17 protein-coding genes are annotated in these 22,071 nt (G+C 70.8%); 3 read left to right on the forward strand and 14 right to left on the reverse strand.

Translation table 11 applies throughout. The features are described 5' to 3' along the window. Positions 1-90: 90 nt before the first annotated feature. The 6 genes from DEJ06_RS16830 to DEJ06_RS16855 form a co-directional block, all read right to left on the reverse strand. Positions 91-3,138 carry a glycoside hydrolase family 38 C-terminal domain-containing protein gene (locus DEJ06_RS16830; RefSeq protein ID WP_111040085.1) on the reverse strand — a complete coding sequence of 1,016 codons (3,048 nt, stop codon included), beginning with the start codon at positions 3,136-3,138 and terminating at the stop codon, positions 91-93. A 105-nt stretch (positions 3,139-3,243) separates the two neighbouring features. Beyond that, the gene (locus tag DEJ06_RS16835; protein ID WP_371830315.1) at positions 3,244-4,137 is read right to left on the reverse strand and encodes a carbohydrate ABC transporter permease; all 894 of its coding nucleotides are present in this window, start codon (positions 4,135-4,137) and stop codon (positions 3,244-3,246) included. A 5-nt stretch (positions 4,138-4,142) separates the two neighbouring features. Further along, on the reverse strand, positions 4,143-5,093 hold the full coding sequence (locus DEJ06_RS16840) for a carbohydrate ABC transporter permease (protein WP_110894824.1): 951 nt from the start codon (positions 5,091-5,093) through the stop codon (positions 4,143-4,145). Positions 5,094-5,200: 107 nt separating this feature from the next. Further along, positions 5,201-6,559, reverse strand: coding sequence for an extracellular solute-binding protein (locus tag DEJ06_RS16845; protein ID WP_111040086.1), 1,359 nt, complete (start codon positions 6,557-6,559; stop codon positions 5,201-5,203). A gap of 259 nt (positions 6,560-6,818) precedes the next feature. Then, complete coding sequence (locus DEJ06_RS16850) at positions 6,819-7,661, reverse strand: PhzF family phenazine biosynthesis protein (protein ID WP_111040087.1); 843 nt, start codon at positions 7,659-7,661, stop codon at positions 6,819-6,821. A 9-nt stretch (positions 7,662-7,670) separates the two neighbouring features. Next, positions 7,671-8,225 carry a DUF805 domain-containing protein gene (locus DEJ06_RS16855; RefSeq protein ID WP_111040088.1) on the reverse strand — a complete coding sequence of 185 codons (555 nt, stop codon included), beginning with the start codon at positions 8,223-8,225 and terminating at the stop codon, positions 7,671-7,673. Between the two features lie 147 nt (positions 8,226-8,372). Here DEJ06_RS16855 and DEJ06_RS16860 point away from each other — a divergent pair, with 147 nt between their 5' ends. Continuing rightward, the gene (locus DEJ06_RS16860) at positions 8,373-8,885 is read left to right on the forward strand and encodes a hypothetical protein (RefSeq protein WP_111024089.1); all 513 of its coding nucleotides are present in this window, start codon (positions 8,373-8,375) and stop codon (positions 8,883-8,885) included. A 160-nt stretch (positions 8,886-9,045) separates the two neighbouring features. Here DEJ06_RS16860 and DEJ06_RS18435 read toward each other — a convergent pair whose 3' ends face one another. The 3 genes from DEJ06_RS18435 to DEJ06_RS16875 form a co-directional block, all read right to left on the reverse strand. Then, positions 9,046-11,445, reverse strand: coding sequence for a lamin tail domain-containing protein (locus tag DEJ06_RS18435; protein WP_111040089.1), 2,400 nt, complete (start codon positions 11,443-11,445; stop codon positions 9,046-9,048). A 268-nt stretch (positions 11,446-11,713) separates the two neighbouring features. Next, positions 11,714-12,673 carry a hypothetical protein gene (locus tag DEJ06_RS18440; protein ID WP_181436721.1) on the reverse strand — a complete coding sequence of 320 codons (960 nt, stop codon included), beginning with the start codon at positions 12,671-12,673 and terminating at the stop codon, positions 11,714-11,716. Between the two features lie 109 nt (positions 12,674-12,782). Continuing rightward, positions 12,783-14,114: an ROK family transcriptional regulator gene (locus tag DEJ06_RS16875; protein WP_111040090.1), complete on the reverse strand. Its 1,332-nt coding sequence runs from the start codon at positions 14,112-14,114 to the stop codon at positions 12,783-12,785. A gap of 85 nt (positions 14,115-14,199) precedes the next feature. On the opposite strand from DEJ06_RS16875, the gene DEJ06_RS16880 reads away from it, so the two are divergent. Then, the gene (locus tag DEJ06_RS16880) at positions 14,200-14,655 is read left to right on the forward strand and encodes a GNAT family N-acetyltransferase (RefSeq protein WP_027466669.1); all 456 of its coding nucleotides are present in this window, start codon (positions 14,200-14,202) and stop codon (positions 14,653-14,655) included. Between the two features lie 30 nt (positions 14,656-14,685). Next, positions 14,686-15,024, forward strand: a complete 339-nt coding sequence (locus tag DEJ06_RS16885; RefSeq protein WP_111024811.1) for an MGMT family protein — start codon at positions 14,686-14,688, stop codon at positions 15,022-15,024. Positions 15,025-15,074: 50 nt separating this feature from the next. Here the strand turns inward: DEJ06_RS16885 and DEJ06_RS16890 are convergent, their stop codons facing one another. The 5 genes from DEJ06_RS16890 to purN all read right to left on the reverse strand — a co-directional run bounded on the left by DEJ06_RS16890 (position 15,075) and on the right by purN (position 22,065). Beyond that, positions 15,075-15,503 (reverse strand): DUF805 domain-containing protein, encoded by a 429-nt coding sequence (locus DEJ06_RS16890; RefSeq protein ID WP_111040091.1) that lies wholly within the window; start codon positions 15,501-15,503, stop codon positions 15,075-15,077. A gap of 37 nt (positions 15,504-15,540) precedes the next feature. Continuing rightward, entirely contained in the window at positions 15,541-17,340 is a 1,800-nt protein-coding gene (locus DEJ06_RS16895) for an ABC transporter ATP-binding protein (protein ID WP_110863292.1), read from the reverse strand. Positions 17,341-17,459: 119 nt separating this feature from the next. Beyond that, positions 17,460-19,268, reverse strand: a complete 1,809-nt coding sequence (locus DEJ06_RS16900) for an ABC transporter ATP-binding protein (RefSeq protein WP_027466673.1) — start codon at positions 19,266-19,268, stop codon at positions 17,460-17,462. A 572-nt stretch (positions 19,269-19,840) separates the two neighbouring features. After that, positions 19,841-21,475: a bifunctional phosphoribosylaminoimidazolecarboxamide formyltransferase/IMP cyclohydrolase gene (gene purH, locus DEJ06_RS16905; protein ID WP_111040092.1), complete on the reverse strand. Its 1,635-nt coding sequence runs from the start codon at positions 21,473-21,475 to the stop codon at positions 19,841-19,843. Continuing rightward, the gene (gene purN / locus DEJ06_RS16910; RefSeq protein ID WP_071404669.1) at positions 21,472-22,065 is read right to left on the reverse strand and encodes a phosphoribosylglycinamide formyltransferase; all 594 of its coding nucleotides are present in this window, start codon (positions 22,063-22,065) and stop codon (positions 21,472-21,474) included. The genes purH and purN overlap by 4 nt, the downstream gene beginning before the upstream one ends. Positions 22,066-22,071 lie beyond the last annotated feature (6 nt).

Raw genomic sequence — 22,071 nt, forward strand, 5'->3', positions numbered from 1 at the left:
CCCCCACACGCAACACGGCGCCGGACGGAACGCACCCGTGTCCCGTCCGGCGCCGCGGTCTCTCCCCGACCGAACGCCGGGCCCGCTGCCTCAGGCCCGACGCACGCGCAGCGTCACGATCTCGAACGGACGCAGGGTCAGCACGACCGGCTCCCCGGCCGACCACGAGCGCTCCAGCGGCCGCTCGAGCAGGTCGACCTGCGACACCGACGCGACGTCGAACCCGAAGGCGACCCCGACGTCCGTCGCCCGGCCCCCGAGCCCTTCGTACAGGCGCACGACGACGTCTCCGGAGCGGTCCTCGGCGAGCTTGACGGCCTCGACGAACACCTGCGGCGACGACACCGTGACGAGCGGCGCGACCTCGGCGGACCCGGGCACGCTCCGCACGGGCAGGTTCAGCCGGTACCCGGAGTCGGCGGCGTCGAGTACCGAGGCCCCGATCCGCATCACCGTCCGGAACACGTGGTGCCCCTGGTCGGCGTTCGGGTCCGGGAACGTCGGTCCGCGCAGCAGCGACTCCCGCACGAGCGTGGTGATCCCGCCGTCCGGCCGGGTCTCGCGCGTGATGTCGTGGCCGTAGGTCGAGTCGTTCGCCACGGCGACGCCGAACCCGGGCTCCGCGACGTGCACCCAGCGGTGTGCCGAGGTCTCGAAGCGGGCGTGGTCCCACGAGGTGTTCTGGTGCGTCGGCCGGTCGATGTGCCCGAACTGGATCTCGCTCGAGGCCGACGACGCGAGCACGTCGATCGGGAACGCGAGCTTCAGCAGCTTCTGGTGCTCGTGCCAGTCGACCTCGGTCTCGACGCTCAGCTCCGGTTCGCCCTGCACGGCCGAGTAGCGCGTGGTGAGCGTCGACGATCCGAAGGACCGTTCCACGACGAGCTCGTCGCCCGCGATCGCGACCGACGACGCCGACAGCACCGTGCCGTTGCGCTGGTACGCGCGGTCGATGTCCCAGGCCTCCCACTGGTTCGGGGTGTCCCGGAAGACCGTGTACTCCGCCGCCGCAGCGCCGGGAGCGATCGCGTCGCGTCCGGTGGCGTGGTCGACGAACGAGACGACGTGGCCGGCAGCGTCGATGGTCGCGGTGACGACGCCGGTGTCGAAGACGAAGCGGTCGCCGCTCCGGACGGGAGGCACGGGTCGCGGCGCGTGGACGACCGAACCTGCCAGGGCGGTCACGTCCCCCGCCGCGACCGGCGAGGCGTTGAAGCGCACGACCGACGCGGTGTCGTCGGCTGCGCCGGCAGCGGCACCGATGACGGCTGCGCTCCCGCCTGCGGCGAGCGCCGTCGTCGCGCTCCCGATCAGCCCCTCGAGCACCCCGGCGACCCGGGCGTACTGCTCCTCGGCGTTCTCGTACACCCACGCGATCGAGGACCCGGGCAGGATGTCGTGGAACTGCTGCAGCAGGACGGTGTGCCAGGCGTCCTCGAGTTCGGCGTACGGGTACTCGCTGCCGAGCCGGACCGCCGCCGTCGCCGCCCAGAGCTCGGCCTCGCGGAGCAGGTGCTCGGAGCGGCGGTTGCCCTGCTTCGTGCGGATCTGCGACGTGTAGGTGCCGCGGTGGAACTCGAGGTACATCTCCCCCGACCAGACCCCGGGTGTCGGCAGCTCGGCTTCGAGCTGCTCGAACACCTGCGCCGGCGTGCCGAGTGTGACGTGGGGCGACCCGTCGAGGTCGTGCTGGCGGTGTGCGGCGCCGACCATCTCGCGGGTGGGACCGCCACCGCCGTCGCCGAAGCCGTACAGCAGCATCGAGGTGTTCGCGGTGCCGCGTTCCTTGTTGTTCCGTTCGCCGCGGCGCAGGTCGGCGGGCGAGACGTCGGAGTTGTAGGTGTCGGCCGGGGGCAGGTGCGTCAGGACGCGCGAGCCGTCGATGCCCTCCCAGTGGAACGAGGTGTGCGGGATGACGTTCGTCTCGTTCCACGACGGCTTCTGGGTGACGAACCACTTCGACCCGGCAGCGCGGACGATCTGCGGCAGGGCGCCCGAGTAGCCGAACGAGTCGGGGAGCCAGGCCTCGGGGGTGTCGATGCCGAACTCCTCCAGGAAGAAGCGCTTGCCGGCGACGAACTGGCGGGCCAGGGCCTCGCCGCCGGGCAGGTTGGTGTCCGACTCGACCCACATGCCGCCGACCGGGATCCACCGCCCTTCGGCGACCCGCTGCTTGATGCGGGTCCAGATGGACGGGTACTCGTCGCGGATCCACGCGTACTGCTGCGCGGACGAGCAGGCGAAGGTGAAGTCGGGGTCGCGGTCCATCAGGTCGAGCACGTTCGAGAACGTCCGGGCGCACTTGCGCTTCGTCTCGCGCACGGGCCACAGCCAGGCGGAGTCGATGTGGGCGTGCCCGACGGCGATCGCACGGTGGGCGGCGGGGCTGGCGGGGACGGCGAGCACGGGCGCCAGGACCTGCCGGGCGTCCGCGGCGGTGCCGGCGACGTCGTCCGGGTCCAGTGCATCGGCGGCGCGTTCGAGTGCCCGCAGGATGTCGGCGCCGCGGGTGCCGTCGGTGGGGAGTTCGGCCATCAGCCCGCGCAGCACCCAGAGGTCCTGCTGCAGCTCCCACACGGTGTCGTCGCGCTCGACGACCTCGAGGGCCTTCAGGCGGTAGATCGGGTCGTCGCCGGCGGTGGAGCGCGAGCCGAGCGGCGTCGCGCCCTGGAACGAGTCGCCGCCGATGTCCGGGTTCGCCCCGGCCTCGATCCAGAGCTCGAAGGACTCCCCCGGGCCGACCTCGAGCGGCACGGTGTCGTTCCGCGGTTCGATCGCCTTGATGGTGGAGCCGTCGGCACGGAACGCGAGTCCCTCGGCCTGGAACCCGGGCTGCCGCTTGGTGAACCCCAGGTCGACGTGGAGCTCGGCGGTGGTCCCCGGCGCGGTGCCGAAGTCCGCCGGCACGGTCCCGGTCACCCGGAACCACGTCGTGCCCCACGGGCGTCCGCCCCAGTGCGACCCCACCGTGAACGGTGTGTACGTCTCACCCACGGCGGCGTCGAACGGCACCGGTTCGCCCGGCACCTCCCACGCCTCGATCGTCACCGGCGCCGAGCGACGGAGGACGGCGGGGTCGACGCGGTCGCGCACGAGGCGGGCGATCCGGGCCTCGACGAGCGGTTCGTCCTGGTGCATGTGCTTCCTTTCTGGTTGCAAGACACCGGTGTTCGCGAACGGAACCGCGGTTCGCGGGTGTTCGACGCGCGAACACCGGTGTTTTGCGGGGCGTGGACCGGCGGATCAGCCCTTGATGCCGCCGGCGAGGGCGTTGCCGCCGCCGAGGCCTCGGGACACGATCACGTAGAGGGCGATGACGGGCACGGAGTAGACGATCGAGAACGCGGCGAGCTGGCCGTACGCCACCGCCCCGTTCTGCCCGAAGAAGTTGAAGATGCTCACCGCGGCGGGCACCTTCTCGGGCGAGAGCAGCAGGACGAAGGGGACGAAGAAGTTCCCCCACGCTTGGATGAACACGAAGATGAACACGACCGCGATGCCCGGACGCATGAGCGGGATCACGATGCGGGTCAGGGTCGTCAGCATCGAGGCGCCGTCGGTCCACGCCGCCTCTTCGAGCGAGATCGGCACCGAGTCCATGAAGTTCTTCGCCATCCAGATCGCCATCGGCAGCGACGTGGCGGCGAGGAAGAAGATGCAGCCCCACACGTTGTCGATCAGGTTGAGCGACACGAACAGTGCGTAGACGGGCACCATCATCGCGGTGATCGGCAGGCCGGTACCGAACAGGATGCTGTACAGGAACGGCTTGTTGACCCGCATCTTGTACCGGGACAGCGGGTACGCGGCCAGCAGCGCGAACACCACGGTGACGACCGCGGTGCCGCCGGAGAGCAGCAGGCTGTTCGCGAGCGGGATGAACGACAGCTCGGGGGTGAGCACCTTCGCGAAGTTGTCGAGCGTGAACTGCGAGGGCAGCTTCACCGAAAGCGAGGCCTGGGTGTCGAACGAGGCGAGCACGAGCCAGAGCAGCGGCACCGCGAAGCACACCGCGATGACGAGCAGCACGACGTTCGACACCCACCGCATGGTGCGGCCGCGCGGGGACGTCATGTGCATCGACCCCGGTGCGGTCACCGAGCGGGTCGTGGTCTGGTCGAGGGACGGGGCTGTCATGGCCATCAGTCCACCTCCGGCTTGAGGGCCCGGATGTAGATGATCGAGAAGACCGCCCCCACCACGAGCAGGATGGTCGCGATCGCGGTCCCGAAGCCGAGCTGCGAGAACTTGAACGCCTCCTGGTACGCCAGGATCGGCAGGGTCGACGAGTTCGTGCCCGGACCGCCGCCGGTCATCACGAAGATCAGCGTGAAGACCGACAGGGTCTGCAGCGTCGTGAGCATGAGGTTCGTCGAGATGCTCCGGCGGATCACCGGGAGCGTGATGTAGACGAGCCGCTGCCAGCCGGTGGCTCCGTCGACCTCGGCAGACTCGGTGATCTCCTCGGGGACCTCCTGCACGGCGGCCGAGTAGACGAGCATCGAGAACGCGGTGCCGCGCCAGATGTTCGCCAGGATCACGGCGAGCATCGGGTACGTGTAGAGCCAGTTCGCGCCGGTGATCCCGATCGACGCGAGGAACGTGTTGAGCGTCCCCTCGTCGTTGAAGAACGCGTACGCCGCGAAGGACGCCACGATCTCGGGCAGGACCCACGCCGCCACCACGAAGGTGCCGACGATCGCCCGGACGGCCTTGTTCGCCGAGCGCATCAGCAGGGCCAGTCCGAGGCCGAGCACGTTCTGTCCCACCACGGCCGAGGCCAGCAGGAAGACGACGGTCAGGATGACGGACTTCGGGAAGTCCGGGTCCTGGAACAGCTCGACGTAGTTCTGGAACCCGACGAACTGCTGGTCGGCCGCGCTGGCACCGGTCAGGGCCGAGTTGGTGAACGACCCGTAGAACGACGAGATGACGGGGCCGAGCAGGAAGATGACGAGGAGGACCAGGGCGGGCAGGAGCGGAACCGCTCGTCCGACGTTCCGCAGTGGTCGCCGCTTGCGCGGCACGGGTGGATCGGTGCGCTTCGGCGCACCGGGCGCCGACAGCGTCGGCGCGAGGGGGGTGCTGGACACGATGGGTGCCTTCCGGGTGCGGAGGGGTTCCGAAGGTGGGGAAGGACGGACGGGAGGCGCGGCGCGGGACCGCCCCGCGCCTCCAGTCCGTCGGTGGGTGACGTCCGTCAACCAGCGGAGACGGTGTTCTCCTTGCCGACCACCTGCTTGACGGCCTTGTCGTAGGCGGCAGCCGCGTCCTTCGGCGACTGCTGACCGGTCATGACCGCTTCCATCGCGACCTGGATCGCGTTGGACACCTGCGAGTAGTCACTCGTCGCCGGGCGGAAGTTGGTGTTCTCCACCAGCCCCGAGAAGAACTTGAACGTCGGGTTCGCCGCCGTGTAGGCCGGGTCGTCCGCGACGTCCTTCCGGACGGCGATCTGGCTGTTCTCGGTGTCGTACTTCAGCGAACCGTCCTTGTCGAGGAAGCTCGTGATGAAGTCGAACGCCGCCTGCGGGTTCTTCGACTTCGCGCCGACCGCCAGGGTCCAGCCGCCGGACATCGAGTTGTAGCCGGGAGCCTGCCCGTTCTGGGTCGGCATGGGTGCCTGGCCCATCACGTCGTTCCACTCGGGCCACGGCGCGGTGCCGGACTTGAGCCACGTGCCGGACTGCCACGAACCGTCCAGGTCGATCGCGAGCTTGCCCTTCGGCAGCCACGTCTGGGCGATGGTCGTGCCGACGTTCGTGTCGAGCGCCTGCTGCGGTGTCGGGCCGAGGCCGCCCTGGTAGACGTCCTTCACGAACTTGAGCGAGTCCTCGAACTGCTTCGAGCCGGTGACCCACTTCTTGTCCTTGTACAGGGTGTTGCCGGAGCCGTCGGCGCCGTACAGGAGCATCTCGAAGCCCTGCATGGTCGAGGCTTCGCCCTGCGCCTTGCCCGAGTAGATGTTGAACGGGATGACGTCGGGCTGCTTCTCCTTGATGGTCTTCGCCGCCGCGAGCACGTCGTCCCACGTCTTCGGCTTCCACGGGACGTCGAGCCCGGCCTTCTTGAAGATGTCCTTGTTGTACCAGAGGGCTCGGGTGTCGGTGCCCATCGGGACGCCGTAGATCTTGCCGTCGTCACCCTGCCCGGCCTGCTTGGCGTTGTCGAAGAACTGGTCCCACTCGTCCCACTTGTCCGTGTACTTGTCGAGTGGCAGCAGGTAGCCCGCCTCGGCATCGGCCTTGACGAGGAACGTGTCCTCGTACATGACGTCCGGGGCGGTGGCCGGCGCCTTGTTCATGAGCGCGAGCTTCGTGTAGTAGTCGTTGCCCTGTGCCTGGATGGGCACGAGGGTGACCTTCTTGCCGGGGTTGTCCTTCTCGTACTGCTTCTTGACGACCTTCATCTGGGCGTCGAGCTGCTGGAAGGCGCCGAACTTCTGGTACGCGATCTTGATCGTGTCGCTCGAGGCGGACCCCGAGCTCGAGCAGCCAGCCAGACCGACTGCGGCCACGGCCACAGCTGCGAGTCCGGCGATGATGCGGGTGCGTTTCATCGGTGCTCCTTTGCACGGGTGATGTCCGCGGGCACCATCGCCCGCGCGCAGGATTAGTCCACCGTATTGACTTAACCGTGTCAAGGAGTTTCTCGGGCGGAATCGGGCGTACCGGGCAGAATTGGGCGTACCGGGCGGAATCGGGCGTACCGGGTCGAATCGGGCGTACCGAGCGGGATCGGGCGTACCAGGTCGGAAGTTTCGACCAGGTACGCCCGATTCCGCTTCCCATCGCATGCGTTCTGGGAAGGAACGTCCGTCAGGAGATCGGCGTCGCGCTCCCCGTCACCGTGATCCCGCCGGCCTCGGGGACGTCCACGAGCAGCAGGCTCGGACGCCCGACGTGCCGCCCCTGCCGGATCGTGATGCGGTCGCCCGGCTGCACTGCACCGATCTGCCGCAGGTACGCCCCGGTCGACGCCGCTGCCGATCCCGTCGCCGGGTCCTCGGTGATGCGCCCGGCGGGGAACAGGTTGCGCGCCTCGTACTCCCGGTCGCCGGTGCAGTGCAGCACCGTGACCGTCCCCGCCCAGCCGGCCTCGCGCTTGAGCTCGGCCAGGGGCCCCGGCGCGAACCGGAACTGGTGGAACAGCTCACGGTCGTGCAGCACGAGCACCGGGTGCCAGTTGCCGGCGAAGGACTCCAGCACCGGGAACCCTGGAGCGATGTCCGCCGCCTCGAGCCCGAGCAGGTCGAACAGCCGCACCAGCAGGGCCGGGTCGATGTCCCGTGTCGCCGGCTCGACGCTCGTCATCGCGACCTGCACCGAGCCGTCCGCACCGACGGTGGCGTCGAGCGCGACCTCGCCGGCCAGGGTCGTGAACACCCGGCGGCCCGGCCCCTCGCGCTCGGCCAGCGCGACGGCCAGTGCGACGGTGGCGTGCCCGCAGAACGGCACCTCGGCGCTCGGCGAGAAGTAGCGGACCCGCGGCCCGGTCGACGTCGCACCCACGACGAAGGCGGTCTCGGGGTACCCGACCTGCCGGGCGACCGCGAGCATCTGGTCGTCGGACAGTCCGCCCGCGTCGAGCACGAGCCCGGCGGGGTTGCCTCCGCCCGGCTCGGCGGCGAACGCGGTGTACCGGAGGATCTCCTGCTGCATGCCCCGACGCTACTGCGGCGTCACGACCGGGTGCGCGGGCCGATCACCGACGGGTGGCCCGGACTGCTGCGGCGCCGCGGGTGGCTCCGAGGGCAGCGCGAGGAACACGGCGAGCACGATGTAGCCGGCGGGCACGAAGCAGAGCAGGACCCACCACCCGGAGCGGTTCGTGTCGTGGAGCCGCCGCACCGCGATGGCGATCCAGGGCAGCAGCGCCGCGAGCCCGACGACCACGAAGACCCCCAGTGCGATCTGGGCGAAGACCGGCATCGACGTGAGCAGGAACCACCAGACCGGGAACGGGTTGAAGGACTGCATCGCCTGGTCGAGGACGCGCGCTTCCTCCGGGCTCGGCATCGGCGGCGGCGTGGTGAAGAGTCCGACGCCGTACACGATGTTGATCGCAGCGGAGATGATCGCCCACCACAGCGCCCACCACCAGAACTCGGCACGAGCGGCACGACCGCGGAACACGACGTACCCCCGCCAGAACCGCGAGAACGAGGCGGGGAAGGTGGCCTGGTGCCAGGGGACTCCGACCGGTGGCTGCTGCGTCTGGTGCACCGAACCTGCTTACCGGGGCGACCTGGGCACTCCTGAGCACTGCTCGGCAGGCCCGGCGTACTGCGGCGCCCGGGTGGGGGTAACCCCCGACCACTTCCGGGTGCGCACGTGATGTTTCAGCGTCGCCTCCGTCGTGAGACTGGATCCATGAGCACCGACACGCGCCCCACCACCGCCCGCCGCACCCTCCGGATCGCCCTCGCCTCGACCGCCGCGGTGTCCGCCCTGCTGCTGACCGCCGGCTGCAGCGCGATCCAGGACATCGTGCCGAACAAGACCCCGCAGAAGCACTTCGACGCGTACTCCGACGCTCCGCGCTCCGGGGAGTCCGAGGACCTGGCCTTCTTCATGCCGAAGTGGGTGCCGGAGGACGCGAAGGACATCGACGTCCGCCTCCACGTCTCGCAGCCCGGGTACGTCATCGGGTTCGCGTCGAAGGACGGCGTCGACGTGGACGACTGCACCCCGCTCGACGAGTCGTACGGCGGCACGGCGATGACCGCCGACTTCCTGCCCGAGGAGCTCCCGACGAAGGGCCTGGTCACCTGCGGCGACGGCCGCGCGGTCACCGAGATCGACGGCCGCTGGTACGGCTGGACCACGAAGGACGCCATCCCGGGTCAGGACGACACCCAGACCATGCACGGGTCGGCGGACTGATCGCAGCCACCCACCGGCCTGGAGGCGCGGGGCGGCCCCGCACCGCGCCTCCCGTCCGTCGCGCGGTCGCGCCCACCGCGCATGGTGAGCAGCAATGGTCGGGTCCCCACTGCGGACCCGACCATTCCTGCTCACCAAGTGCGCCCGTGGGGCGTGGGGGCTACTCCGCGGCGGCCGCAGTCCGACGTCGGCGACGCACGACCAGCACACCCGCACCCGCCGCGAGCAACAGGAACGCCACCAACGCACCGGCACCGAGCCCCGCAGCACCCGTGAACGCGAGCTGCCCATCCGTGGTGATCGTGATCGGGGTCCACCCGATCAGGCTCCCGTCAGCAGCCGTCACCGCGAGACGGTGCGCACCAGCAGCCGTGTCCGCCGGGATCGTCACCCGAACCGTCCCGTCAGCAGCCACCACAGCCGTGCCGATCAGCGTCGGCTCCGAGAACAACCACACGTTCACCGTGTCACCGGCCGAAGCCGAGCCCACCGTCACCGTGATCGTCTCCCCCGCACGAGCAGTCGCCGGAGCCGACACCCCGCCACGGTTCGCCTCCGTCAACAACGACTCCGACGGCGCCACCGGAACGACCGGGGCAGCCGAGGGACCCGGGGTCGGACCCGCGGTGGGCGTCCCGCCCGGGGTCGGCGTCGGCGTCGTGCCGCCGTCGCCCGGGGTCGGGGTCGGCGTGGGCTCCGTGCCCGGGCCGGTGTCGCCGCCCTCGCACGGGTACGTCCCCGTGCGGAGCGAGAACCCGTCCGTGTCGTTGTCGTCGGCGTAGAAGGTCGCGCGCTCCCCGTCGGTGCAGACGCCCGAGATCGCGAAGCCCTCGTTGGCGAGCGTGCGGTCGGTGGCCGAGGGCGCCTCGTACAGCGTCGAGGCGGTGAATGCCCCGTCGGTCACCTCGTACAGTGCAGTCCGGCCGGAGCACACCTCGTCGCAGACCACCCAGAGCGCGTCGAGCGTCGGGTCGAACTGCACGTCGGCGACGACGGCGAGCGAGGTCGCGATCGTGGCGACCCGCGCCGAGGACCCGTCGTCCATCAGGGCGTAGGCGTACACACTCGCGGTGCCCTCGACCCCGACGAAGAACAGCCCCTCGCCGTGTCCGGCGTAGCTCGACGGTGCGTAGGCGGCGCCGGTGCGCTCGTCAGCGAAGCCGTGCGCGGTGAGCCAGGTGTCCGGGATCCAGGTGACGCCCTCGAGCCCGGCGTTCGCGCCGAGCCCGGGGAAGTCCGCGGCGAGGTTCCACTCGTCGGTGGCCCGCAGGGTGCCCTCGGAGCCGTCGGTCGTGGCGTAGCGCAGGACCGACGGGCGGCTCGTGCTCGACACGTCGTTGTTGCGCTCGGTCGACACGTAGACGGCGCCGGGGTCGTCGCTCGTGACGGTCACGCCCTCGGCGTCCGGGGTGCCCGTGCCGTCGGCGTAGCGCAGGTCGGTGCCCGCGGCGTTCGACGGCGCCCAGCCGCCCGCGCCGTCCGAGGTCAGGTGGTAGAGCAGGCCGTCGCCGTTCTGCACGGCCCAGACTTGCCCGTCCCGCGAGGTCTTCGAGGTCGTCCAGTCGAGGCCGCTCAAGTCGCCCGTGAAGGTGTCCTCGTCGTCGAGCACGGTCTCGTCCGGGCCGCCGGGCCAGGCCTCGGCGGTGACGACGCCGGCGAACCGGTTCGCCGCACCCTTCGTGGGTGCTGCCGTCTCGGCGAAGTCGCCGGTGCCGTCGGGGTTGCGGCCGTACGTGGTGGCGGCGTGCGCCGTCCACGAGGTCGAGTCGACGACCGCACCGCGGGCGTCGAACAGCCGCGCGGAGTCCGCCTTGCCGAGTCCGAAGCCGAACGCCGCCTCGTCGAGGACGGTGAAGCCCCCGGCCGCGACGGTCGTGTCCGCGGGGATCGTGTACGTGTGGTCGTCCTCGCTGTCCCGCAGCACGTACCCGCCCAGGTCGACGGTGGTGCTGCCGGTGTTGGTCAGCTCCACCCAGTCGCCGGGGGTGCCGTCCTGCGACTCGACCTCGTTGATCCGCACGGGTGAGGAGCAGTCGTTCGCAGCCCCCTTGGTCGAGGCCGTGGTGTCCACGAGCGGCCCGACGCCGTCGGCGCAGCGGCCGTAGGTGACACCCGCGTGGGTCGTCCAGGCGTACCGGAGCACCGGGTCGCCGGCGGGGTCGTAGAGGCGCGCGGTGTCGGCACCGCCGAGTCCGAAGTCGAAGCCGGGGGCGGTCGCGGACAGCTGGTCGACGACGAAGTACCCGCCGGCGGCGATCGTCGAGCCGCTGGGCAGCACGTATGCGTCGTGCGAGCCGTCGGAGTCGAGGAACGCGTACCCGGTCAGGTCGATCGCGGTGCCCGAGGTGTTCTTGAGCTCCACCCAGTCGGTGTCGTCGCCGTTCGACTCGACCTCGTTGACGACGAGGCCGTTCGCCGCGACTGCGCCGACGGCCGGGTCGTCGTCACCGACGGCGGCGAGGGCCGGGCTGGCGGTGACGACACCGGCGGCGACGACCAGGGCGGTCGCGACGGCAGCACCGATGCGCAGGGTGGGCGGGCGCAGGGCGGGAGCGCGCATGCAGGGTCCTTCTCGGGGGAGCGAGCGGGCGGAGACCTGCACGACTGTTCAGCATCCACGCGACCGGCCGGTGGCCGCGGGGTGAACGGGCGGTGTCCCGGGTCGCGTCCGGCGCCCTGGACCCGCCGCGTGCGGACGGGAGGCGCGGGGCGGCCCCGCACCGCGCCTCCCGTCCGCCCTGCGGTCGCGCTCACCGCATCCGGTGCGCAGAAGACGTCGAGTCCGCACGGCGAACCCGACGTCTGCTGCACACTCGTTGCTCGAGGTGTCAGCGCTCGGTGACCTCCGAGAAGTCCGGCGTCCCGTCGGGCAGCGCGGGCAGGGGCGTGCCGTCGACGTAGCGGGGCCAGGCCAGGGCGCGGGAGGCCGACGGACGGGACGCGTAGCGACGCCCGTCGGACGCGACGACCGTTCCGGGGGCGGGATCGGTGGCGGAGGCAGGAGCGGGAGCAGGTGCGGGAGCAGGCGGCAGTGGCACCTCGGGAGCAGGTGCGGGAGCCGCAGGCGTCGGCGTTGCGCTCCACGCCGGCTGCTGCTCGGGCGCCGGCCACGTCGCCGACGGCAGCGTGGCTCGCGGACGGAACAGGGCGTTGCTGAGGGGCACCACGACGGTCCCGAGCAGGTCGAGGATCACCACCACCCAGACGAGCCGCCAGTAGCCGCGGGCGTAGTCGACGTCCGGCGCGAGCAGCGGGATCGAGAGCAGCAAGGCGAGCAGGGCGATGACGCCGACGGTGGCCTTCGCGACGATCTGCAGGACGGGCGTCGGGTACCGCCGGTGGATCACGAGGAGCAGGTGGACGTGCAGGAGCGCCACCCGGGCGACGCCGACGAGCCAGATCCAGTGCCAGAAGTGCTCCAGGACGAACCAGATGCCGTCACCGGAGACGCCCGTCGGCACGATCCACACCTTGTACAGCCCGGCGACGAGCAGGTACATCGACGTGGCGATGCTCGCGAACGCGAAGATCCCCGACCGCCTGGACGACACGTCGGCGTCGTACCAGGACAGCAACGCGAAGACGACCACGACGACGATCGTCAGGAGCAGCTGGACCGCGACCATGCCGAAGTCGCCGAGGAGCACCGCGGCGATGCCGACCAGGCCCGCGGCGACGACCGCGCCGATGATCGTCCGGAACACGAGTGGACGCACCCTCGCCCACCGCGGGTCCATCGTGCCGTCCGTGCCGTCCTTGCCGTCCGCGCTGTCCGTGCTGTCCGTCATGTGTCCCCCGTCGATCCCGCACACCTGGCGGCTGCGTCGGATCGCAGCGTAGCGGGCCGGGGCGGAGTGCTCCGGCCGGGCAGGGCGCCGAGCGCCGGCGCCCGTGCCGTCAGCGCCGGATGAGCAGGGTGCTGGCCCGCGGCGAGAGCGCGGCGTCGAGCACCAGGCAGGCGGCACCCACGGCGGCGACGTCGGCACCGCGGTCGCTCTCCACCACCTGCACGGCGTGCTTCGGCACGAGCAGCGGCGACCCGACGATGGCGGTCCGCGCGGCCGGCAGGGCAGCGCTCGCGATGCGTGACCAGAACGGGCCGCCGAACACCACGCGGTCGATGTCGAGCAGGTTCACGATGAGGACGACGGCGTTGCCCATGACGGTACCCGCATCGGCCGCGAGCGTGACGGCGGTGTCGTCCCCGTCCGCGATGGCCGCGGCGAGCCCGTCCCACGCGGCGTTCACGGCATCGACATCGGCGGCATCGGCGGCGTCGGCGGCGTCCGTGGCATCGGCGGCGTCGGTGGCACCCGCGGCGTCTGCACCAGCATCTGCCTCGGCGACCGCGCCGCCGCCCGACAACGCCAGACCCCGCGACCGCGCGACCCGCACCAGCCGGTCCGGCGCGACGGCTGCACCGACCTCGCCGCGCGTGCCCGAGCCGTCCGGGGTGCCCGCGAGCGACCCCTGGTCGACCATGATGTGCCCGGCGTCACCTGCGTTCGACCCCACCCCGCGCACGGGTTCGTGGTCGACGACGAGCCCGACGCCGAACCCGGTGCCGAAGTACACGAACGCGAAGTTCCGGGCCGAGGACTCCCCCGCCAGGAACATCTCGCCGACCGCGGCTGCCGTGACGTCCTTCTCGAGCAGGACCGGGTAGCCGGTGGCCTCGGCGAGCGCATCGCGCAGGGGCACGTCCCGCCACCGGGGCAGGAACGGCGGGTCGACCACGATGCCGGCCTCGACGTCGATGGGTCCGGGGCTCGCGATCCCGACACCGAGCACGCTGTCGACGGCCACACCGGCGTCGGCGACGAGCCCGTCGACGGCCGAGGCGATGGTGCGCACCACCTCGGACGGGTCGTCGGCGGTGGGGGTCGAGGTCGTGGACGCGGCGACGACGGTGCCGGCGAGGTCGAGCAGCACGTAGGTGACGACGGCCGGGTCGACGTGCACGCCGACCGCGTACCGGCTGCCCGGTTCGAGCCGCAGGATGGTGCGGGGCTTGCCGCGGCCGGAGACGACGGTGCCGGACTCGACGATCATGCCGGCCTCGATCAGGAACCGGGTGACGTTCGACACGGTCTGCGCGCTCAGGCCGGTGCGGGCGGCGAGTTCGACGCGGCTCAGGCCATCGGGCGAGCGGCGGACGGCGTCCAGGACCACGGTGCGGTTGAACCCGCCGATCGACGGGAGGTTCGCTCCGCGTCGATGCTCTGCCATGCCGCGACCATACCGCGGCAACGGTGCGGTCTCGGTCTGCCGTCGTCACTGGCTTCCGCAGGGTCTGCACCGTTAGCCTGGCCGCATGTCCGACCTGCGCCTGGAAGAACTCTCCGCGAAGACCGCTGCCGCGGCCAACTCCCTGACGCTCAAGCCGGGCCAGGAACAGTTCGTGCAGCCGACCACCTACGGGGTCGCCGAGTCCGACGTCAAGCCGAGCTCCGCGTGGACCCGTGTCGTCCTCGACGACGACGAGGTCCTCGGCCTGATCATCGGTTCCTTCGACGCCGACAACGCGCAGGAAGAGCTGCGCAGCTGCATCTGGCGCGTCAACGTGGCGGCGAGCGCGCAGGGCCGGGGCGTCGGTCGCTTCGCCGTGCACGGTCTGGCGGACGAGGCACGCAGCCGTGGGTTCGAGCGGCTGACGGTCGTGTACGAGCCGGGCGGCGACGACAGCCCCGAGGCGTTCTTCCGCGCCGTGGGCTTCGAGGTCGTGCGCGAGACCCAGTACGGCGACCACTTCGCGGTCCTGACGCTCTAGCGTTCCCCCGACGACGTACGCTCCGACGACGTGGCATCCGACGACGCCCCCGTCGACTTCGGCGCCGCCGTCGCCGAGGTGGTGCGGATGATCCCGCCGGGTCACGTCATGACGTACGGCGACGTCGCCGCAGCCCTCGGGTCGCGGGCGTCGCGTGCCGTCGGCAAGGTGATGGCGCACGAGGGCGCCGACCTGCCGTGGTGGCGCGTGGTGCGCGCGGGTGGGCACCCGCCGCTGCACCACGAGGCCCGTGCGCTCGAGCACTACCGCGTCGAGGGGACGCCGCTCGTGCAGGGGACGACGGCCTGGAGGCTCGACATGCGTCGTGCGCGCTGGTCACCCGCCACGGACGCGGACGACCCGTTCTGATCCCCGGCCGCGCAGGTCGGCCCGCCAGGGTGCTCCGCCAGGGTCCACCGTCAGCGGTCGAAACGCGCACCCTTCGGGTTCGCGGGCAGCAGGCACAGCACGTACACGATGAGCGAGCCGAGGCCCGGCAGCACGTGCAGGAACTGCCAGAAGCCGGACAGGTTCGCGTCGTGCAGCCGTCGGGCGCCGAGGGCGAGCGAGCCGATGAGCGTCGCGAGCACCCACAGCATGAACAGGTACGAGCCGACGGGGTTCTCGAGCACCGGGGTGTCCGGCGTGAACACCTGCGGCACGAGCTGCAGCACGAGCCCGATCGCGAACGACGACAGCCACCACCACCAGAACTCGGCGCGCGATGCCCGTCCGGTGAACACGGTGTACTTCCGCCAGAACCGTCGGACGGCCTCGGTGAAGGGGGCACCGTAGAAGGGGTCGTGCAGGGCGACGCCGCCGGGCTGCACCACGCTGTCGTTGCTCATGGAGCAAGCCAACCACGTGGTGCAGCCCGACCGGGGCCTAGACGAGCGAGTCGCGCCAGGCCGCGTGCAGCTGGGCGAACCGCCCGGTGCCGGCGATGAGGTCGGCGGGGGTGCCGTCCTCGACGATCCGGCCGTGTTCCATCACGAGCACCCGGTGGGCGATCGCGACGGTGGACAGCCGGTGCGCGATGATCACTGCGGTGCGGTCGGCGAGCAGCGTCTCCAGGCCCTCCTGCACGAGTCGCTCCGAGGGGATGTCGAGCGACGCCGTGGCCTCGTCGAGGATGAGCACCTTCGGGTCCGCGATGAACGCCCGCGCGAACGAGAGCAGCTGCCGCTGACCCGCCGAGACACGGCCACCGCGCTTGTTCACGTCGGTGTCGTACCCGTCGGGCAGCGCCATGATGAACTCGTGCGCGCCGACGGCCTTGGCCGACGCCTCGATCTCCTCACGGGACGCACCGGGCTTGCCGAGCGCGATGTTGTCCGCGACGGTGCCGGAGAACAGGTAGGCCTCCTGCGTGACCATGACGATCGCGCGGCGCATGTCCTTCGTGTCGAGGTCGCGCAGGTCCACACCGTCGAGCTTGACCGAGCCCTGGGTCGGGTCGTAGAAGCGCGCCATGAGCTTGGCGAGCGTCGACTTACCGGCACCGGTGGACCCGACGAGGGCGATCGTCTGCCCCGACGGGATGTGCAGGTCGAACTCCGGCAGCACGACCTTGCCCTTGTTGTAGGCGAAGACGACGTCGTCGAAGTCCATCTTCCCGGTGGCGTCCGCCAGGCGGGTGGGCTTCACGGGGTCCGGCACGCTCGGCCGTTCCTCGAGGACACCGGAGATCTTCTCCATCGCCGCCGAGGCCGACTGGTACCCGTTGTAGAACATCGCGAGTTCCTGCGCCGGGTCGAAGAAGCGCTTGGCGTACAGCGCGACCGCGAGCAGCGCACCGACCTCGAGCGTCCCGCCGACGATCCGGAAGCCGCCGACGATGACGACCGCGGCGAGCGTGGCGTTGCCGATGAGCACGAGCACGGGGTCGAAGGTCCCGAACAGGTTGAACACCTTCGTGTTCGCCACCCGGTAGTCCTCGACGTAGCCGCCGTACTCGTCACGGTTGCGGGACTCCTTGCGGAACGCCTGCACCGCCCGGATGCCCGTCATCGTCTCGACGAAGTGCACGATGACGCGCGCCGAGGTGACACGGGTGGAGCGGAACAGCGTCTGCGAGTTCGTCTGGAACCAGCGGATCAGGAACCAGAGCGGCACGAGCGACACCGCGAGCACGAGCCCGGACGTCGGGTCGAGCAGCACCAGGGCCACGGCGGTGAACGCCATGTACAGCACGCCCTGGATGAGCTGGTTCAACCCGGAGTCGAGCAGCTCGCGGATCGAGTCGAGGTCACTCGTCTGGCGCGAGATGATCCGGCCGGACGTGTACGTCTCGTGGAACTCGAGCGAGAGCCGCTGCGTGTGCAGGAACACCCGCTTGCGCAGGTCGAACAGGATCGCCTGGCTGATCCGTGCCGCGAGCACCGTGTACCAGGCGGTGAGCACCGCGCCGAGGACGGCCACGACGATGTACGTCGCGACGACCCCGAACGCCGGCACCCAGTCGTTCTGGTCCATCACCGCGGGCAGGGCGTTGTCGATGCCCCACGCGATGAGCGCCGGACCCGCGACGGTGCCGGCGGTCGAGACCACGACCACGATCCCGAGCAGCACCAGCCGGAGCTTCAGCGGTGCGGCGAGGGACCCGAGCAGGGCGAGGGACCGGCGCCGCAGGCGCTTGCTCTCGGCCTTCGTGAAGTCCTCACGCTCCTCGCCGCGCACGCCCATGGTGGTGATCGAGGCGGTGACGGGCGCGGCAGACTGCGCGTCGGCGATGTCGTCGACGACGGGATCCGCGCCTCCCGGCCCGGCCGACGTGTCGAGCGGCAGGTTCTTCTCTTGCTGGCTCATGCCATCGCCTCCTGTCGTGCGGTCGCGTCGTCGTCGTCGAGCGACGAGATGACGTAGCGGTAGTGCTCGTTGGTGGCCATCAGGTCGTGGTGGGTCCCGACGGCCGTGACGACGCCGTTCTCCATCAGGGCGACCCGGTCGGCCAGCGTCACCGTCGACGGACGGTGCGCCACGATGAGCGACGTGGTGTCGGCGAGCACGCGTCGCAGGCCCGCCTCGACCCGCGCCTCGGTGTCGACGTCGAGCGCCGACAGCGGGTCGTCGAGCACGAGCACCGACGGCCGTGCGGCGATCGCGCGGGCGAGTGCCAGGCGCTGGCGCTGCCCACCGGACAGCGACAGCCCCTCTTCACCGACCCGGGTGTCGACGCCGTCGGGCAGGTCGTCCACGAAGGACGCCTGCGCGATGTCGAGCGCCTCGCGCATGAGCGCCTCTGCCTCGGCACCCTGCACGTCCGGTCGACCGAGCAGCACGTTCTCACGCACGGTCGACGAGAACAGGGTGGCGTCCTCGAACGCGACGCCGACGTGCCGGCGCAGCTCTTCGCGGGTGAGGTCGCGGATGTCGACCCCGTCGATCGTCACCGAACCGCCGGTCACGTCGTACAGACGCGGCACGAGCGAGAGCAGCGTCGTCTTGCCGCAGCCGGTGAGCCCGACGAGCGCCATGGTCTCGCCCGGCTGCAGCTGCAGTTCGACGCCGTTGATCAGGTCCGGGTACTGCGGTGCGGAGTCCTGGTACCGGAAGTGCACGCCGTTGAACGACAGCGCACCGTGCGGCTCCGCGATCGTCTTCGGGTGCTCCGGGTCCGTGATGGTGTTCTCGGAGTCCATGACCTCGAAGAAGCGGTCGACCGCCGTGCGGGTGTCGAACGTCATCGAGAGCAGGAAGCCGATCGACTCGATCGGGAACCGCAGCACCGTCGCCGTCGCGAAGAACGCGAACAGCTGCCCGACGCTGAGCTGCCCCTGCGATGCGAGCCAGATGCCGGCGAGCAGGCACAGCGCGAACGCGACGTCCGGCACGAGCAGCAGCCACAGCCAGATGCCCGCGATGGCCTTCGCCTTCTTGATCTCGGTGCCGCGCAGCGCCTCGGCCTGCTCGCTGAACTCCTCGAGCTTGGCGCCGCCGCGACCGAACGCCTTGAGCACGCGGATGCCGTGCACCGACTGCTCGACGCTCGTGGCGAGGTCACCGACCTGGTCCTGGCTGCGGCGTGCGACAGCGGAGTACCGGCGCTCGAACAGCAGGCCGTTGATCCACAGCGGGATCGACGCGATCAGGAAGATCAGCCCGAGGATCCACCCGAAGGTGAACAGCACGACGAAGCCGACGACGATCGTCACGATGTTCACGACGAGCAGGACGACCCCGAAGGCCAGCCAGCGCCGGATCAGCGACAGGTCCGACACGGAGCGGGACAGCAGCTGCCCGGACTCCCAGCGGTCGTGGAACGCGACCGGCAGGTCCTGCAGCTTCGCGTAGAGCGAGTTGCGCATGCTGGTCTCGATGCGGGTCGAGGGGCGCATCACCAGCCGGCGGCGCGAGGCGATGAAGAACGCCTCGAGCACACCGAGGGCGAGCACCCCGAGCCCGGCGGGCCAGATCTGTGCCGAGTCGCGCGACGACAGCGGACCGTCGACGAGCCACTGCAGCACGTAGGGGATTGCGAGCGCCACCAGGGAGGCTCCCATCGCTGCGGCCATGCCGCCGATGAGGCGCCCCTGGTAGGGCTTCACGTAGGGGTAGATCCGCGCGATCGCGCGGAAGGTGGACGGGCGCGCCGTGGTGGGCGACTTGGACATGCGTTGCGTCCTCATGCGTCTGCCGGGTCCCCGGGTCGCGCTGCGCGGTGCGTGCTCGCTGCTTGCTTGCTGCTTGCTTGCTTGCTTGCTTGCTTGCTGCTTGCTTGCTCGCGTCGCGCGGCTTCGGCCTGGAGGCTCGGTGTGGCGTTGCGTGGTGATCATCGGCCGGGCGCGTGGTCGCGTCTCCGCCGTCACTCGCGTGACGTCGGTCGGGCCGGAGGCACCGAGGGACAGTCGTCCCCCGGGTTCAGGCGGGTGGTTCGCGGACGCCGGTGGTGCTGCGTCGCGGGGCCGTGGGAACGGCCCGACTAGACGGCGGCCGCGGCGCGGGGCCGCGGTGCGATCAGGGATCGCCGTGCGGGAGTGGTCCCCACGACGGACACGAGACCTGCACGGGCGGCCGTCGCCACGGTTCCGGTCATGTTGTCCATCGTCACTCCAGTCGTCGTCTTCGTCACCGTTGTGTCCGCGGTGCCGCCGGTCCCGAGGGATCGTCGGCTGCCTGCCGCGGAGCCTTACAGACTATTCACAGTGACTCACGGCGCGCAATGGTTCGCCACCGATTGTTCACATCAGTGGAAGAAGTGGCGCTCGCTCGTGAAGTACATCGTGACGCCGGCGGCCTTCGCCGCGGCGATGACCTCGTCGTCGCGGACGCTGCCACCGGGCTGCGCCACCGCACGGACACTGGCGTCGAGCAGCACCTGCAGGCCGTCGGCGAACGGGAAGAACGCGTCCGACGCCGCGACACTGCCGGTCGCACGGTCACCGGCACGGTTCACCGCGAGGTGGCAGGAGTCGACCCGGTTGACCTGGCCCATGCCGACACCGACGCTCGCACCCTGGTTCGCCAGCAGGATGGCGTTCGACTTCACCGAACGGCTCGCACGCCACGCGAAGGCCAGGTCGGCGAGGGTCTGCTCGTCGGCGGGCTCGCCGGCGACGAGGGTCCAGGTGGCCTGGTCGAAGCCCGTGAAGCGGTCGGCGTCCTGCACCAGGAAGCCGCCGGAGATCTGCTTGACCTCGCGGTCGGCGAGCGCGAAGTCGGCCGGCAGCGTGAGCAGGCGGATGTTCTTCTTGCGCGACAGGATCTCGAGCGCCTCGGGGTCGAACCCGGGGGCGACGACGACCTCGGTGAAGATGTCCTTCACGGTCTCGGCCATGGCCACGGTGACCGGGCGGTTCGCGGCGATGACCCCGCCGAACGCCGAGAGCGGGTCGCAGGCGTGCGCGGCGGCGTGGGCCGAGGCGATCGGGTCGGCGGCGTCGGCCGGGGCGATCGCGATGCCGCACGGGTTGGCGTGCTTGATGATCGCGACGGCGGGCTCGTCGAAGTCGAAGGCCGCACGGACCGCTGCGTCGGCGTCGACGTAGTTGTTGTACGACATCTCCTTGCCGTGCAGCTGCGTCGCCTGCGCGATGCCGGTGCCGTCCGACGTCGTGTAGAGCGCCGCAGCCTGGTGGGCGTTCTCGCCGTAGCGCAGGGTCGCCGACAGCTCGGCCTCGACCGTCAGGTGCTCGTCGAACGCACCGGGGGTCCGGATGTCGCCGGCGGTCGTCGGGGCTGCAGCGGCGGTGACGACGTCGCTCGCGAAGTAGGACGCCACCGCGGTGTCGTAGGCGGCGGTGTGCGCGAAGGCCTGGGCGGCGAGGCGCTTCCGGAGCTCGAGCGTGGTGCCGCCGGCACGGACGGCCTCGACGACCTCGGGGTAGGACGCCGGGGAGACGACGATCGCCACGTTCGGGTGGTTCTTCGCCGAGGCACGGACCATCGCGGGGCCGCCGATGTCGACGTTCTCGACCACGGTCGCGGTGTCGGCACCCGACGCGACGGTCTCGACGAACGGGTAGAGGTTCACGACGACGAGCTCGAACGGCGCGATGTCGAGGTCGGCGAGCTGCTGCTCGTGCGACTCGAGCCGCAGGTCGGCGAGCAGGCCGGCGTGCACCGACGGGTGCAGCGTCTTCACGCGACCGTCGAGGGACTCCGGGAACCCGGTGACGCTCGCGACGTCGGTGACGGCGTAGCCCGCGTCGCGGATGGTCTGGGCGGTGGAGCCGGTCGACACGATCTCGACCCCGGAGTCGGCCAGTGCGCCGGCGAGCTCGAGCAGGCCGGACTTGTCGCTCACCGAGATGAGTGCACGGCGGACCGGGACCACGTCACGGTCGCGGTAGAGGCTGGGGTCGGCTGCGTGCACGCTCATGCGCTCGGGGTGCCCTTCAGGTCGGTGGTGCCGTTGGCGATGTCGAGGATGGTCTGGATGAGCAGGCGGCGCTCGACCGGCTTGATGCGGTCGTGCAGCGTCGACTCGGTGTCCCCCGGCAGCACCGGGATGCGCTCCTGCGCGAGGATCGGCCCCGTGTCGACGCCGTCGTCGACCGCGATGACGCTCGCACCGGTCTCGGTGACCCCGGCGGCCAGGGCGTCCCGCACGCCGTGGGCGCCGGGGAACTCGGGCAGGTACGCCGGGTGGGTGTTGATGATCCCCGGGGCGAACTCGGACACCACGGCCGGGGGTAGCAGGCGCATCAGGCCGGAGAGCACCAGCAGGTCGGGCGACCACGGGCGGATCTGCTCCGCCAGGGCCTGGCCCCACTCGGCGCGGGAGTCGTAGCGGGTGAAGGGCACCGTGAAGGTCGGGATCGAGAACTCCTCGCCCAGGCCGAGACCCTCGGCGTCACGGTCGGCACCGATGGCGACGACACGGGCGGGGTACTCGGCGTCGAAGGTCGCTTCGAGCAGGGCTCGGAGGTTCGACCCGGTACCGGAGATCAGGACGACCAGTTCGAGCACGGCACC

It is taken from the genome of Curtobacterium sp. MCLR17_051 (assembly GCF_003234395.1).
In the GTDB taxonomy this organism is placed as follows: Bacteria; Actinomycetota; Actinomycetes; order Actinomycetales; family Microbacteriaceae; genus Curtobacterium; species Curtobacterium flaccumfaciens.